This is a genomic window from Bacillus sp. TSO22 (assembly GCF_020223595.1).
Taxonomy (GTDB): Bacteria; Bacillota; Bacilli; order Bacillales; family Bacillaceae; genus Bacillus; species Bacillus inaquosorum.
Genome location: NZ_JAHAWO010000009.1, coordinates 404,930 through 420,202 on the forward strand (window position 1 = coordinate 404,930; position 15,273 = coordinate 420,202).

Here is a 15,273-nt window from a genome sequence, read left to right on the forward strand (position 1 = left end):
ATTTATGAACGTATTATATTCGACAAGCTAAGATAATGTCAAGATAATCAGAGAATTTATTCCTTTTCCTCAAATACCGCGTCGACTTCATACTCAAGCAGATGATCCCAATCGTCATTTTTCAGAAGATCGAGCTGTGCTTCAATCAGCATTTGGAAACGTGTTCTGAAAACTTTAGACTGTTTTTTCAGCTCTTCAATTTCCATTGCAATTTTTCTTGATTTTGATAAAGATTCGTTGATAATGCGATCAGCGTTTTTCTCCGCTTCCCGAACGATCAGCTTTGCTTCTTTTTGAGAATTGCGTTTTACGTCTTCAGCCGCTTCTTGAGCAACTAAAATCGATTTATTCAGCGTTTCTTCAATATTGGCAAAGTGTCCGATTCTTTCATCAAGTTCATTGACTTTCGCTTCAAGCTCAGTTTTCTTACGGAGAACAATTTCATAATCTTTTCTGACTTGCGCTAGGAATTCATTTACTTCATCTTCATCATATCCGCGAAAGCTTTTTGTAAACGTCTTGTTGTGAATATCATTTGGCGTTAATGGCATTATGCCACCTCCATTTTTACATTTCAGTACGGTTATCTAGTTCACATTATAAAACAAATTTCGCACAGATGGAGAAAAAAACTGAAAAACCGACTATTTTTGTCGTTCAAACGTAACTCTCCATTTGTCTTTTTTGGTTTTTCCTTCGATTTTTGTTAAGCTGCATCGTCCAAAACCTCTGATAGAGAGCATGTCCCCTTCTGCTACCATATATGAAGGATCTTCAACTACCTTCCAGTTCACTTTCACGAGTCCGTTTTTCACGAGCGTCTGTGATTTCTGGCGGGATTGCCTGCTCATAGAGGCGCAGACGGCGTCAAGCCTTAAAGAAGAAACCGTGTCATCTCTTATTTCGACATCTATTGCCGGAATGTTAAGGTCTGACAAGTCAATTTTCTCTAGGCTGACCGCAGCTTTGCCTGCTTGGGTCAGCTGTGCAGCCACAAAATCAGCGGTATCGGCTGAGACAATCAATTGCACTGATGTCTCAGAAAACACGATGTCACCAAACTTTTGCCGCCTTAAGCCTATACCCATTAATGCACCTAGGAGAGAACGGTGGTCTACTGTGACAAACTTTTCAGCATAACGGACGTTAAACGCCTGCAGTTCAAAATCCGATTCTTCCGGAATGATGTACTCTGGATAGAGGATCGCCCGTTTCCGCTCCGCTCTGTCATAGCCGCCGGAAAAAGCAAGCCCAACATCTGCCTGTCCGGTAACAGCAGAGAGGATGACCTGCTCTCGGGGATCTAAAAAGTCAGTCAGTTTCATCCGGTACTGCTCCTGGACAATACTTTTCCATTCGAGCGCCTGATCAATAAAGGCCCGCTCGTCTTTTCTGAAGTGCTGATAGATATCGCTCATCGTCTTTCCCTTCTATGTAAAGAGGCTTGGCTGCTGCCAAGCCCCTATCAAACTGTCACTTTAAAACGCAATCATGCGATAAAGCCCCCACAAGCCGGTTGTCGCAAACCGAAGCACAAGTATAGCTACGATCGGTGAAATATCCAGCATTGCGATCGGAGGGATGATTTTTCTGAATGGTTCGAGATATGGTTCACAAATCGAAGCTAAAAAACGCCCGACTGCCGTTTCCCTCGTACTCGGCACCCATGACATAAAAATATATATGATCAGGGCAAATGAGTATATTGTAATTAATAAGCTTAAAACCGAAAAAACTTGATAAAGGATCATCTCGCTTTACCACCTCTGATGTTCGTCTTCAGATATGAGCTCAGAAATTGTGCCTGATACATCTACGTTGTCAGGCGTGCAGAGGAAAATATCCGAGCCGATTCTTTGAATATCGCCGCCGATGGCATAAACGGTTCCGCTTAAAAAGTCAACAATCCGCTTAGCCTGGTCATGCTGTATCCGTTGAAGATTGACGACGACTGCCCGCCGGTTTTTCAAATGGTCGGCTATTTCCTGCGCCTCCGCATAAACGCGCGGCTCACTCAACACCACTTTAGAGGATTTCTGAACACTTTGCAAGCTCACTACATTCTGTTTGCCCGCAGGTTTGTTTGCGGCATAAGCCGGCTTTTCTTTTTGCTCATGCTCTTCTTGAGACTCCCGCTCTGTCTCAATATATTCGTATTCGTATTCTTCCTCATCCATCGAGAAAAAGTTTTTCAGTTTATTTTTCATACTCATTGCTGTACACCCCCTGTTTCATTTCCGACTAACGATGAGCCGATTCTAATATAAGTAGCCCCTTCTTCAATTGCAATTTCAAAATCATTTGACATGCCCATCGACAGTTCAGTACACGGAGCGTTTGGCTGTTTCAGCTCCTGAACCTGGTCACGGAGTTCTCTCAGCGCCCGGAAACAGCTTCTGATCTGATCTTGATCATCAGTCAGCGGAGCCATTGTCATCAGTCCGGCCACAACGATGTGTTCGAAACCGGAAAGCTCCTGTATGAAGGGAATGACTTCTTCTTTTTTCATGCCGTGTTTAGAAGGCTCAAGAGAGGTATTGACCTGCACAAAGCATTGGACAGTACCTTCAGCCCGTTTTTCAATTTCTTTCGCTAATGAGAGCCGGTCTAAGGAATGGATATAGGAAACCGCATTGACGACAGCTTTTGCTTTTCTTGATTGAAGACTGCCGATAAAATGCCATTCAGGATTCCCTTTCATCATTTCCTGTTTGCGGAGCAGTTCCGCGTCCCGATTCTCTCCGAGGCAGGTGATGCCCGCATCCACTGCCTCCTGTGCTCTTTCAGGCGATACATATTTTGTGACAGCAATAACCGTAACTTCATCGGAGCTGCGGCCCGATCTGTTACATGCTTCGTTTATTCGTTCGTTTATATGTCGTAAATTATCAACAACACGCAAGATCTTTTATGCCTCCTTCATTCCGATAAAGGACATCATCCGTCCAGTTTTCCCCTGATCGCGGCGGTGAGAATAGAAAAGCGACTGCTCACTTTCCGTGCATAAACCGCTGACAGAAATCTGTTCATTTGCCAAACCGCTGTCGATCAGTATGAGGCGGTTCAGCTCTTTCAGATCAAGCTGATATTGTCCCTGTCCCGTCTGATTTACAGCACGTTCTGCTGTAATTGGCAATGCGCGGACAGCATCCATGACACGGTCGTCAACCGTATAGCATGCTCCGCTGATAGACGGTCCGATAACAGCATAAATATCTGAGAGCTTTGAACCTTCCTGCTCGGTCCATTGCTTCACCATTTCTCTGCCAATCTGTTTGACAGTGCCTTTCCACCCGGCATGGGCGACTCCGACAAGCGATTTAACCGGATCATAAAAGAAAAGAGGCACACAATCAGCAAAGCATAATGCCAAAAACACATTCTTTTCATTTGTGTAGAGCCCGTCCGTTGCTTTTAAAGCCGTGTGATACTCACGGGCGCCTTTTCCCCTATCCCTCTGCGTCACTTTCTGAACGCGATTATCATGTGTCTGATCAGCAAATACCCAAGACTGCAAATCAATATTAAACATATCGGCAATATATTCACGATTTTTAACTACATCTGCATCTTTGTCATGAACGTGCAATCCTGTATTTAACGATTCAAAAGGCTTTTGGCTGACACCGCCGTTTTTCGTAGTAAATCCGGCAATGACTTCTCTGTTGTTTTGATTCGTTTGTGTCCAGTCTTGTATCATGAGTGTCGAGGGTGTGGTAAGACTGAATGGGTGATATGTATTCATGATGATCCAACCTTTCGACAAACATTTAAAAAAGCGGAATTTCCCACTTATTTTACCACATCTTTCTGCATTCGTTGAGCGCCGATTTGCATATTTCTAAATGAAATGTGCCGGAAGAATCGAGACTTCCGGCATTTGCCAATCCGCGGCAGACAAAGCAGGTTATGCATGCGGTTCACTTAATCGGACCAAGATCACGTCTTCCCCGATTTTTACTATATTTCGCCATGGAATGACCAATTCCTCTTCCTTTCCAAAAAAACCGAGAACCTTCCCATTTCCTCCCAGTATGATCGCCTGAATTTTTCCAGTGGTCACATTGATATCTATATCACCAATGCTCCCCAGCTTTTTTCCGTTTGAGACATTGACGACATCCTTCACCTGAAATTCAGAAATGCTGATCATCCCATCACGTCCTTTTTCCGTCCTTTTTTCCAGTATATGAACGGGCGGGCTGAACCTTGTCAGCAAGAAGAAATTTTCATGATCACTGTTCTTTTTTACGGCTGCACCAGCTGATGATAAAATCGAGCATGATTTTTGTATAATCTACCAGCTGCTCAATCGATACCTCCTCGTTTACGGAGTGTGCATTGTGCAGATCGCCGGGACCGTATATCACGCATGGAATGCCGGCATTATACAGCCATCCCCCGTCTGTAACGGATTGAGAAACGTCCATAACTGGGCGCTCCCGTTTCACTTTCTCATGAGACACAGTAAGCGCTGAGACGCCTGGGTGGCCAGGATCAACTTCCAGTGCCGGAAAAATTTCTCCTCTGTCTTCAATCATAGATGAGCCTCCCCACTTAAAAACAGGGCGGTTTTCCCTAAGCCAAATATCACTGTCACTCAGCCGATTGATGTAATCTTCTATTTCCGCTGCCACTTGGTCATGGGTTTCATTCGGGTAAAAATGGACTGTGATCCACAGCCGGCACTCGTCCGCTATAAAAGCCGCATGTCTGCCGCCTTCAATGACAGCCGGGTTAATCGTATTTGTGCCTGGTTTAAAGCCGGGATAACTTTTCATAATGGACCAGTGGCGCTCAAGTTCACCGAGCCCCGCAATGATTTTTGCCATTTTTTCAATTGCGCTTGCCCCGAATGTTCCTCCGCCTGCATGAATCATATTCCGCCTCGTCCCATCATGAAACGTTTGACTGCTTTTGATTTCGATCCAGCCTGTAATGACACCGCCTTGGCCTTGAATATGCATATCGCTCGTATCTGCGACAACTGCAAAATCAGCGCGATAGCCCCTCTTACAGCACTCAAGCGTACCGGCTTCTCCAACTTCCTCCCCGATAACCGATTGCAGAATCAAATCACCGGGAAGTTCAATGCCGGCTTCACGAATCAATTTGACCGCAAACAGCACACACGCCATTCCGCCTTTCATATCAGAAGCACCCCGTCCGATTAAGAAACCGTTTTTTTCAATTGGATGAAACGGAGCATGCTCCCAATCCTCATCCTCTTTTACCTCTGCCACATCTACATGACCATTGATGATCAAGCTATGATAGTCTGCTGCATCTGTTCCCTTTAGCAGGCCTACAACATTGGGATCTCCCGGGTACACGTCCCATTTGTCGATCGAGAATCCCATTTCATTTAAAAACCGAGCAATCCATGACTGAATGCCGTCTGTATTTCTTGCAGGCGGTGCAGGTGTTTGATAAGAAATCAGCGTTTTTGCCAGCTGAATAAGCTCCTCCTTTTGATCTTCCACCTTTTTTAACAGAGAGTCTATTTGTTGATTCAATGTGATCCGCTCCTATTCTTAAAAATCAAAAAGCCGTTTCAAATGTTATGAAACGGCTTAGTAAAAACAAACAGAGTCCTATGTACTCCGCTATTTCACCGCTTCCCTCCGCTGGCATGATCCAGATCAGGTCAAAAGGGTTGAGACAATGTCTCTCTCAGCTTCGCAAAGCACCCCTAGGATGAATCTATATGTGTTTGTCAGGCATTCGTTATCGGCTCGGCTCTTGTTAAAAACGGCCGATCCTGATTCCATAATACATGGATTGGCGTATCAAAAAAAGCGGAAAGTATGTGATCAGTGAGCATTTCCTTTATTTCTCCTGAGCTAAAGACCTCTCCCTGTTTTAACAAAAGGGCTTTGTCAAAGACCGGTAAAATTTCTTCCGCATGATGTGTCACATAAAGGATCGATGGCGCTTTTTCTTTGTTTGCAATATATGTAATCGTGTCTAACAGCTTTTCCCGGGCAATAAAATCCAGCCCTGTGACCGGTTCGTCCAATATCAGCAGCTCCGGATCGGCCATTAGCGCTCTTGCAATCAAGGCTCTTTGTTTTTCTCCTTGAGAAAGGGTTTCATAGCGTCGGTCGGCATATTCTATTGCACCCAAATCCTCTAACAAACCAATCGCTTTTTCCCTGATTTCCGCACTTGGCGTTTCATATAATCCTATCGAAGCGTAAGCTCCGCTCAACGCAATCTCAAAGGCTGAATCTGCCGGATACAATTTTTGCTGAAGACCCGCTGAGACGAGGCCAATTTTCCGTCTGAGCTTCTCCCCAAGCTCGGTTTTTCCAAATTCATGGCCAAGCACCTGCATCTCGCCTGATGTTGGAAAGTAATATGAGCAAAGCATATTTAACAGCGCTGTCTTTCCGGCACCATTTAATCCGTAAAGGACCCAATTTTCCTTTTCCTCCACCTTCCAATGAATATCCCTCAGTATCCATTTTCCATTTCGTTTTAGTGAGACATTGTCAAGCTGCAAAATCATCGTGGTCCTCCTCTAAACTTCTATTATAATTGTTTTAATTTTCATAAAACTTCGTACGGACTAGGATACCTTATTTTTTCCAAAACGTAAACAACCCGCAATCAATAGAAAAGCCTTTAAAACATAAATTGTTTTAAAGGCTTTTCATTTCACTATTGATGAATATTCTTATTCATTTGTTTGATAGCCGCTTTTTCAAGCCTGGACACCTGGGCTTGGGAAATCCCGATTTCCTCGGCTACTTCCATTTGTGTTTTCCCTTGGAAGAAGCGCTTTCTCAAAATCATTTTTTCCCTATCATTCAGCCTTCTCATGCCCTCTTTTAAAGCCAGCTCTTCAATCCATTGTGAATCTGTATTGCGCTCATCACTGATTTGGTCCATCACATAGATCGGGTCTCCCCCGTCGTTATAGATCGGTTCAAATAGAGAAACCGGATCCTGGATGGCATCAAGCGCAAATACGATTTCCTCATGCGGTACCTCAAGAACTTTTGCGATGTCTTCTGCAGTCGGCTCCTTGCTTGTCTCACTGATTAACCGCTCTCTTACCTGAAGCGCCTTGTAAGCGATGTCCCGAAGCGATCTTGAAACACGGATCGGGTTATTATCGCGTAAATACCTGCGGATCTCTCCGATAATCATAGGTACAGCGTATGTTGAAAACTTAACATTGTGGCTTAGGTCAAAATTATCAATGGATTTCATTAGTCCGATGCAGCCGACCTGAAATAAGTCATCAACATACTCCCCTCTGTTATTAAATCTTTGAATGACACTTAAGACAAGACGCAAGTTCCCGTTTACAAGCTTTTCTCTGGCTGAATCATCGCCTTCATCCTGCAGCTGCCTAAACAGCTTTCTCATCTCTTCATTCTTGAGTACTGGTAATTTGGAGGTATCCACCCCGCAGATTTCGACTTTATTCCTAGACACTTTTTTCCCTCCCTACAGGAGCTGCTGTACAACGTTAAGTATCTCCTTGGGTGGGAAAAATATGCACTGCACTCAGACCGAAAAACAGTCGAAATCAGGAAATCCCTGTAAAATCAAGGGGTTATAACCATAAAAAATTTTACACCATTTTGTTGAACTCTTTTCTCAATCTTTTTATAATTCTTTTCTCAAGCCGCGAAATATAGGACTGTGAAATCCCCATCATATCCGCTACATCCTTTTGGGTTTTTTCTTCTTCACCGACAAGCCCAAACCGCAGCTCCATGATTTGCTTTTCTCTCTCATTGAGCTGTTCAAGCGCTTTTTTTAAGAGTTTTTTATCTACGTTGGCTTCTATATCTTTTGTGATGATGTCATCGTCAGTGCCGAGTACGTCAGAAAGCAAAAGCTCATTGCCATCCCAATCAATATTAAGCGGCTCATCAAAGGAAACCTCTGAACGAATTTTATTGTTTCTTCTTAAATACATCAGGATTTCATTTTCTATACACCGTGAGGCATAGGTCGCCAGCTTGATTTTCTTTTCTGGATTGAATGTATTCACAGCTTTAATTAATCCGATGGTGCCGATGCTGATTAAATCCTCTATATTAATTCCTGTATTTTCAAATTTCCGTGCGATATAGACGACCAGACGCAGATTGCGTTCAATCAAAATGGCGCGAGCCGCCTGATCACCGTTTGGGAGCTTCATTAACAGAACCTGCTCCTCATCTTTAGATAATGGCGGCGGCAGCGCTTCACTCCCGCCTATGTAATAGACTTCATCACTTTTCAATCCAAGTTTCATCAGCAGCTTATACCAGAGGTGCGTCAGTCGCAATTTCAGTTTTTTCATCTTCCTCTCCCTTCTAAATGTCACGTCGTTTGAGTATGATAAGTAACGGACATTTGCGAACATTATGAAACGTGTTTGATGGCCTTGCCCGAAAGCATTTTCGGATGAATAATCGCGTCAAACTCTCCATCTGCCGATAGCTTTGTTGTGCTGATGCCGATTAAGCATTTATCCGCAGAAACCATTTCTTCTTTTGTCATTATCGTTACGTGATCCGGTTTAATGCATAATAAAAATTGATTTTGCTGCCCTACCCCCCTGTATGGAATCAGCCTCATTTTATCTAAAAAACGAAATGAATCATCGAGCTGTTCAATCGCTTCCAATGGATCTGTGTTTCGAATGATCATCGTTTCAGCCGCTCCGAAAATCGGCTCCAGTTTATCAATGTAAATAATCATAACCGGCGTTTTTGTAAGAGGATCGTACAACTGATTACCGGAATCAATCAACCCTCTGACATGAAGCGTTTGACCGCCCAAATCCGCCTGTACGCTGACTCGTTCCTCATATTGAATGTTTTTTGTTTCAATGTCGTCAATTCTTCTCTTAGAAAAAAACCATAACGCTGGAAAGCCAGCAACAATAAACAACCAGCTGATTGGGTCTCCAAACCCTGTTTGATTGGTGATCATGACACCGTTTCGAACAACGGAATGTGACTGCAGCAAAGAATGAGCTCCGATAATTCCTCCCCCCATTAAAAAAGTGGCAAAATAAAAGGAAAACAAATTTTGAAAGAAATAACGAAATCTTTTAAATCCAAATGTCACCATCACAATCACAACTGAAAAAGCCAGCTTCCCGGCCGGATGTTCAACGATCGGCGAAAAAGGAGTAAACATCAAAAGGACAATACTTGAACCGATGAACGCTCCGCCTATCAGTCTTCTTTTTTTCACATGACGTTTTAAAATAAATGCCGTGAGCAAAAGTAAAAGTGCATCAAAACAAAAGTTTAACAGCCAAATGACATCTAAATAGATTTTCACATCTGACTCCTTTCTTTCTTGCATCACGCTGTTCCCCTTCTTGTTTCATAAGTATAAAGCAAGCTCTGTGGGAAAGTCTGTCAATTAATGTTGAGAGGAAAATACAATTTTTCAGGGATATCTGCTTAATTTGTCGAGGAAATAAATGAGAGTATATAAAAAAGCTGCCTGTGACGGCAGCTTTTTTACACTTAATTTTCAGTATTGATATAAAGTTTTCCATTCGCTGTTTTTCTAGTTTCATTTCCATACTCATCTCGTACAATCACTTCTACTTTTGCTCCGTTTGCTTTAATAGAAGAAGTGGCTGTCCAATAGCCTTCATATCTCCCCGGAGAAATTTCTCTTAGCGGGAGCTCGGTGGCGTTTTGCACACTCGCCCTTGCATTTGTCAGCGGCAGGCGAATGACAAACGTTGCATCCAAATCTTCAGCGCTTGAGAAAGCGATTTTCACAGATTCACCGGCTTTTAAGGTTTTGTCCTCTCCAGGGATCAATCCGGAAATGACAGGCTTGTCAAAGTTAACGTCAATGACTGCCTTTTTCGTCGTTTTGTTGCCCGCCAAGTCAGAGGCAGTCACCTTGACTTCATTGCTTCCGTTCTCCAAGAGAACACGGGCTGAGTATGAACCATCTGTAACCGTTGCTTTTTTGCCATTCACCTTGACTTCTTTCAGATTGTCATCGGATACAGCCCCTTTGACAGTCAGTGCTTCTTTATTTGTTTTCTCGCCATCCTTTGGATTGTCCAGCGTCAATTCAGGCTTGACTTGATCAAGCGTGACTGTAACAGGGCTGGAGGCATCCGTAGTTCCGTTGTCTGTTGATGCCGTGGCCGTCAGCTTATTTTCACCCTTGCTGAGTGAGATGCCTGCCTGGAAGGTGCCATCCGCAGCAGCTTTCGTTTCTCCTGCTTCTTTCTCTCCATTATAAATGTGTACTGTTGTACCAGGAGAGGCTTTTCCTTTTACAGTAACGTTCTCCTTGTTTGTGTACGATTTGTCTGCCGGTGAAGTAATTTCAGGTACAGCAGCTTCATAATCAACTAATGCGCGAATCATATAGTTGCCGTCCGCTTCGTCACCTGGCTGCCATTGTCCATCTATATACTGCCAGTTGCGGCCAGAATTCTGACCGGTTTCATCCATTGCCAGTCCAGGTGAATACGGATCAGGTTTTGACTGGATATACACGAGATAAAAGTCTTTATCGACCATAATCCCTTTTGAACTGAGATCTACCTTGGTCCATTCGCCATTGCGAAGGGCTTCGGCGTTAAATGGCCCGGCAATTTTTTTGCCTGGTGCTCCGTCTTCTCCTGTAGCATCGTATACCTCAACCTTAAACTCGGTGCCGCCAGGATCAGGGAACTCTGTATCCCAGAATCTGAACAGTCCTCCTGTAAGCATGCCTTTGTCCTTGCCGTCAGCCAACGTCATTTTTACCGCCCATCCGTTACCTGCTGCAAAATAGGAATTGGCATTTTCCGCCGTTCCGTCATCATATGCAATCTCACCCGGATAACCGACGAAAGGCTTCAGTACAGTTTCCTTCGTAACATCACCTTTTAAATCAACGGTAAATTCATCGCTGTAATAACCCGGTGCAGCGACTTTAATCGTATAGGCGCCTTCATAGGCCTCAAGCGTATATTCACCTTTGTCGTTTGTTGTAGCAGGTTCAACTGCAGCATCCTCTATAACATAGACGGTGGCGCCTTTTACCGGCTCTCCTGTCGTTTTATTAATGACTGTGCCTTTTAATGTCCCCTTCTTCATTTCCTCTAACGTAAAATTAGCTTGTGTCGTCTGATCTGCCTGCAGAGAAACTTTTTGGGTTTTCGATTGATAACCATACGCTTCTGCCTTAAGCGTATAATCTCCCGCTTTGTGTGTCAGCGTGTACTGCCCTGTGGATTGATCTGAATATGTTGATTTTCCTGTTTCCACGACACTGACTTGTGCCCTGATCGGCAAAACCTGAGGCTGTATATCTTTACTCTGATTTTTTACCGCTGTGTTTGCAGATGGCTTAGCCTTTTTCGGGTTCACTGGCTTTTTCTTTTGCTTTCCTGAAGGCTTTTCGACGCCCAGCTTATTCTTCTTGGCTGTTTTTCCGGCCGATTTGTCAGAAAGCTCTACATCATCAATGTACCAGCCCTCTTTTGCTATGCTTTCATCTGATTGAAGGTTAAACATCACTTGAATGTTTTGACCTTTATAAGCGGATAAATCAATTTCTTCATCCGTCCAGCTTGATGTCTTTCCATTATAGACACCAGCCTGCTCCCAATTCTTTTCGCCTTCCGGAAGAACAAAAACGTAACCGTAATCAAAATCATGCTCTAAATTGTGCCAGCTTTTAAATTGAAGAAACAGGTTTCCTGAATCCGGCACTTCAACGGGAGGCATCACGAGATTCATGTTTGCTGAATTATCATAGTTTCCTGCCAGGTTTGTTCCGTATACTTTTTCTCCCGATGCTGCTGTAGTTGGACCTGAAGACGGAACTCCCCATTCCCAGTTATTATTTGTTCCGCTTGCAATCCAGCCGCCGGGTGCAGCTTCAAAGTCCTGCTTGTATCCCACCGTGATGCTTGGCTTCACAGTTACATCGTATGTGTCAGACTCAACGACATGGCCGCCAAAATCCTGAACCATCCACTTATAGCTTAGTGCAGCTCCTTTAATGTTTGGAATCTCTGCCTGATACGTTCCTTTCAGGTGATCACCGCTGATTCGTTTAGCCGTTACTTCTGTCCATTCACCTTGATCCAGCTTATAGGACAGTTTTACAGACGTCACACTCACATTGTCTTCAGCTGTCAAAGTCAGCGGCAGGCTGGCGCCTTCATAGGCTTCTGTTACTTTCTCATGCTGATAGACAGGAGGCTCATGATCATCTCCCTCTACAGAAACTTGTCCTTCTGCTTTTCCTAAACCATCTGTAACAGCTGATACAGCATCAAAAGCGTTCACCAAACCATGACCGTATCCGTTATTCGGAGAATCAGGAAATGTTGAATCCGTCAGTGGTTCAGCCGTGCTCGTTAATATATCCTCCATCTCATCGACAGAAAGTGAGGCATCCGCCTGTTTCAGCAGTGCAGCAACAGCAGACACATGCGGTCCTGCCATTGATGTGCCGTTCCATCCGTCCTCATATGCCTGGCCGGGAACGGAAGACCGGATATTTACGCCCGGTGCAGAAATTTCCGGCTTTATTTCATCATATGGAGATGGCCCTTGAAGAGAAAAGTCAGCGAGCTTTTTGTTAATATCAGTCGCGCCAGTTGCAAACGATTCCGGATAGTTTGCCGGGTTTGCGATAGAACCAGGTCCGCCCGGAATAAAGAGATCCGTATTCCCCGCTGAAAACTCAGGGAAAATATCGGCCGCACGCCAGGCATTGACCATATCTCTGTACCATTCATCAAGTCCTGAGCCCCCGCCCCATGAGTTATTGACAACATCAGGAGCCATTTCCGGGTGAGGATTGCCCTCTGCATCCTTTGGAGCTAAAACCCATTCACCCGCCTCCAAAATGTCAGCATCAGTGCCGCCCTCTTCGGAGAACGCTTTTACAGCAATCCATTTTGCGCCAGGCGCTACACCGATTTGATTTGTTCCATCGGGTTCAGATCCCACCATCGTACCTGTCACGTGGGTCCCATGAGCCAGATCATCATAAGGGCTTGCTTCGCCTGCTACGGCATCATACCAGTTCATTTCATTATTAGGCTCATCAGGATTTTCCGGATTATATCCGCGATATTTCTCTTTTAATGCCGGATGGTTCCATTCCACACCAGTATCAATAGACGCGACAACTGTGCCAGTTCCATCGTATCCAAGTTCCCAAGCTTTCGGGGCGTCGATTTGGTCTATATTCCATTCCACACCGTCGGTTGCTTTGACTGCTTTTTGCGCTTTTTTCATATTAAATGGGGAGGATGACTTAAAAAGCTGCCGTTTCTCATTTGGAAGCACCTTTTCCACTTCGGGGAACTGCGCTACTTTTTCCATAACCTCTTTTGAGGCATGAACAGCGATCCCATTCACCACATAATAAGAGTGGATCTGGTCTGCATTTCCTTTATTTTTCTGGCTGTTCAAGTATGTTAAGACGTCTTGCTGTGATTCATTGGCTGTGACTTTTAAGGATGACACAACGGCAGAACGCTTTTGATATTCCGTCTTAGCGGCAGTCAGCTTCTTCGATTTTGCTTTTTTGACAGCTGCTTTTGCCGCTTTTTCTGTGTCAGCTTGATCCTTAAATTTAATCAGAAAGGTCGTTTTTTCTTTCTTTTTAAAGCTTTTCTTTAATGAACTTGAGATCTTGTTCTGAATGGATTCAGCAGATTGAAGCTCCTGTTTAACAGAAGTTGAGGCGCCTTTGCTGCTTGCCCCGGCTGCACCCGGAAACAGCAGTGAACCGATAACAACCGTACTTAAAACAGAGCTAACGAGTCTGTTTTTCGTTTTTTTCCTCATTTTTATCCCCCTTTTTTCAAAATGCTTTGTAAAAAAATGTCGTCCCTCCTTTTAAAAAGTGAATGGTTTGTCAGAACATCGCTGTACGTTAACTGTAGACAATCTGTATTACAGATATTGTCGTTTTATGTCATTCGATTTCCATATATATGAAAATGATAAAATCGTCATGAAATAAGAATAGGTCTAATAGGCTGATTTGTTATTCTGTGAAGGAAGACATAGGGAAAAAGACTTTACAAGAAGAAAAGTTTTGGAGAAAAACAAAAAGGACAAAATCGAAAACGATTTTGTCCTTTACATTAGCCGCGTTTATTACGGTTTCTTAAGAATGTCGGGATGTCAAGCGTATCATCAGCCGGCTGTGACGTGTGACGGCTTACTGTGTTTTGTTGCTGAGGCTCCTCACGTTTTGGTTCACGCTTTGGAACACTTGTGTTATGTGTTTTGATGCTTTGGTTTAAGCTTGGACGCTGGGGTTTCGTGACGTCCTTCTCTTGTTCGATAAAACCAGTTGCAATCACTGTCACCACAATCTCATCTTTTAGATTTTCATTAATAACAGAACCGAAAATCATGTTTACGTCTTGGTCAGACGCAGAAGCGACAATGTCTGCTGCTTCCTGAACTTCATATAAGCTGAGGTTTGTTCCCCCAGTGATGTTCATGAGGACACCTTGCGCACCGTCAATGGCCGCTTCAAGAAGCGGGCTGGAGATTGCTTTTTTCGCAGCCTCTGCCGCGCGGTTTTCTCCAGTCGCAATACCGATACCCATCAAAGCAGATCCTTTGTTTGACATGATTGTTTTCACATCAGCAAAGTCAAGGTTGATAAGACCAGGTGTAGCAATCAAGTCTGAAATACCTTGAACCCCTTGACGGAGTACGTTATCAGCTTCACGGAATGCTTCAAGCATCGGCGTGTTTTTATCAACAATTTCCAGAATTCGGTCGTTCGGGATCACGATCAGTGTATCCACCGCTTCTTTCATTGCTGAGATTCCGCCTGCAGCCTGAAGCTGTCTTTTGCGTCCTTCAAATGTAAACGGTCTTGTAACAACTCCGACTGTTAATGCGCCTAAGTCTTTCGCGATTTGTGCGATAACCGGTGCAGCACCTGTTCCTGTTCCGCCGCCCATACCAGCTGTCACGAATACCATGTCAGCGCCTTTTAACGCTTCTTCAATCTGCTCTTTGCTTTCTTCAGCGGCTTTTTTTCCGACTTCCGGATTCGCACCTGCTCCCAATCCTCTTGTCAGCTTTGCGCCGATTTGCATTTTCACTTCTGCTTTTGACAGGTTAAGAGCTTGAGCGTCCGTATTTACCGCGATGTACTCTACTCCTTGCACTTCATTTTCAATCATTCGGTTGACAGCGTTGTTACCGCCGCCTCCTACTCCGATTACTTTAATTGATGCTAAGCCGTCTATGTTTGTTTCGAACTCCAACATGCTAAATCCTCCTAATCTGCCGAATGACTATC

Annotated in this window: 14 protein-coding genes and 1 riboswitch; all 14 genes read right to left on the reverse strand. The window is 44.1% G+C overall.

The features are described from left to right. Positions 1–56: 56 nt before the first annotated feature. The 14 genes from divIVA to ftsZ all read right to left on the reverse strand — a co-directional run bounded on the left by divIVA (position 57) and on the right by ftsZ (position 15,241). Positions 57–551 (reverse strand): septum site-determining protein DivIVA, encoded by a 495-nt coding sequence (gene divIVA / locus KHQ79_RS10535; RefSeq protein ID WP_003221468.1) that lies wholly within the window; start codon positions 549–551, stop codon positions 57–59. 93 nt (positions 552–644) lie between these two features. After that, positions 645–1,418 carry a YlmH family RNA-binding protein gene (locus KHQ79_RS10540; protein ID WP_225515092.1) on the reverse strand — a complete coding sequence of 258 codons (774 nt, stop codon included), beginning with the start codon at positions 1,416–1,418 and terminating at the stop codon, positions 645–647. A 60-nt stretch (positions 1,419–1,478) separates the two neighbouring features. Next, positions 1,479–1,751, reverse strand: coding sequence for a YggT family protein (locus KHQ79_RS10545; protein WP_003221463.1), 273 nt, complete (start codon positions 1,749–1,751; stop codon positions 1,479–1,481). Between the two features lie 6 nt (positions 1,752–1,757). Then, on the reverse strand, positions 1,758–2,213 hold the full coding sequence (gene sepF / locus KHQ79_RS10550) for a cell division protein SepF (RefSeq protein ID WP_019258347.1): 456 nt from the start codon (positions 2,211–2,213) through the stop codon (positions 1,758–1,760). Beyond that, positions 2,210–2,902, reverse strand: coding sequence for a YggS family pyridoxal phosphate-dependent enzyme (locus KHQ79_RS10555; protein ID WP_003238669.1), 693 nt, complete (start codon positions 2,900–2,902; stop codon positions 2,210–2,212). Before KHQ79_RS10555 ends, sepF begins: the two co-directional genes overlap by 4 nt. Positions 2,903–2,908: 6 nt before the next feature. Next, entirely contained in the window at positions 2,909–3,745 is an 837-nt protein-coding gene (gene pgeF / locus KHQ79_RS10560; protein WP_119913823.1) for a peptidoglycan editing factor PgeF, read from the reverse strand. Positions 3,746–3,907: 162 nt separating this feature from the next. Next, positions 3,908–4,153: a YlmC/YmxH family sporulation protein gene (locus KHQ79_RS10565; RefSeq protein ID WP_003232153.1), complete on the reverse strand. Its 246-nt coding sequence runs from the start codon at positions 4,151–4,153 to the stop codon at positions 3,908–3,910. Between the two features lie 82 nt (positions 4,154–4,235). After that, positions 4,236–5,516, reverse strand: coding sequence for an acetylornithine deacetylase (locus KHQ79_RS10570; RefSeq protein ID WP_119913822.1), 1,281 nt, complete (start codon positions 5,514–5,516; stop codon positions 4,236–4,238). 86 nt (positions 5,517–5,602) lie between these two features. After that, positions 5,603–5,704: riboswitch (TPP riboswitch) on the reverse strand. A 12-nt stretch (positions 5,705–5,716) separates the two neighbouring features. Then, positions 5,717–6,511 carry an ABC transporter ATP-binding protein gene (locus KHQ79_RS10575; RefSeq protein WP_060398584.1) on the reverse strand — a complete coding sequence of 265 codons (795 nt, stop codon included), beginning with the start codon at positions 6,509–6,511 and terminating at the stop codon, positions 5,717–5,719. Positions 6,512–6,663: 152 nt separating this feature from the next. Continuing rightward, on the reverse strand, positions 6,664–7,446 hold the full coding sequence (gene sigG / locus KHQ79_RS10580) for an RNA polymerase sporulation sigma factor SigG (RefSeq protein ID WP_009967190.1): 783 nt from the start codon (positions 7,444–7,446) through the stop codon (positions 6,664–6,666). Between the two features lie 139 nt (positions 7,447–7,585). Continuing rightward, positions 7,586–8,305, reverse strand: a complete 720-nt coding sequence (sigE, locus tag KHQ79_RS10585) for an RNA polymerase sporulation sigma factor SigE (protein WP_003221446.1) — start codon at positions 8,303–8,305, stop codon at positions 7,586–7,588. Positions 8,306–8,367: 62 nt separating this feature from the next. Continuing rightward, complete coding sequence (gene spoIIGA, locus KHQ79_RS10590; protein ID WP_032732082.1) at positions 8,368–9,297, reverse strand: sigma-E processing peptidase SpoIIGA; 930 nt, start codon at positions 9,295–9,297, stop codon at positions 8,368–8,370. 191 nt (positions 9,298–9,488) lie between these two features. Then, positions 9,489–13,790, reverse strand: a complete 4,302-nt coding sequence (locus KHQ79_RS10595) for a S8 family peptidase (RefSeq protein WP_225515094.1) — start codon at positions 13,788–13,790, stop codon at positions 9,489–9,491. A 302-nt stretch (positions 13,791–14,092) separates the two neighbouring features. Continuing rightward, positions 14,093–15,241, reverse strand: a complete 1,149-nt coding sequence (ftsZ, locus tag KHQ79_RS10600) for a cell division protein FtsZ (RefSeq protein WP_003238681.1) — start codon at positions 15,239–15,241, stop codon at positions 14,093–14,095. Positions 15,242–15,273: the final 32 nt, after the last annotated feature.

What these genes read in the sequence shown, in the direction of transcription:
- divIVA (WP_003221468.1), bottom strand. Translation starts at nt 551, where the DNA reads ATGCCATTAACGCCAAATGATATTCACAACAAGACGTTTACAAAAAGC.
- KHQ79_RS10540 (WP_225515092.1), bottom strand. Translation starts at nt 1,418, where the DNA reads ATGAGCGATATCTATCAGCACTTCAGAAAAGACGAGCGGGCCTTTATT.
- KHQ79_RS10545 (WP_003221463.1), bottom strand. Translation starts at nt 1,751, where the DNA reads ATGATCCTTTATCAAGTTTTTTCGGTTTTAAGCTTATTAATTACAATA.
- sepF (WP_019258347.1), bottom strand. Translation starts at nt 2,213, where the DNA reads ATGAGTATGAAAAATAAACTGAAAAACTTTTTCTCGATGGATGAGGAA.
- pgeF (WP_119913823.1), bottom strand. Translation starts at nt 3,745, where the DNA reads ATGAATACATATCACCCATTCAGTCTTACCACACCCTCGACACTCATG.
- KHQ79_RS10565 (WP_003232153.1), bottom strand. Translation starts at nt 4,153, where the DNA reads ATGATCAGCATTTCTGAATTTCAGGTGAAGGATGTCGTCAATGTCTCA.
- KHQ79_RS10575 (WP_060398584.1), bottom strand. Translation starts at nt 6,511, where the DNA reads ATGATTTTGCAGCTTGACAATGTCTCACTAAAACGAAATGGAAAATGG.
- sigE (WP_003221446.1), bottom strand. Translation starts at nt 8,305, where the DNA reads ATGAAAAAACTGAAATTGCGACTGACGCACCTCTGGTATAAGCTGCTG.
- KHQ79_RS10595 (WP_225515094.1), bottom strand. Translation starts at nt 13,790, where the DNA reads ATGAGGAAAAAAACGAAAAACAGACTCGTTAGCTCTGTTTTAAGTACG.
- ftsZ (WP_003238681.1), bottom strand. Translation starts at nt 15,241, where the DNA reads ATGTTGGAGTTCGAAACAAACATAGACGGCTTAGCATCAATTAAAGTA.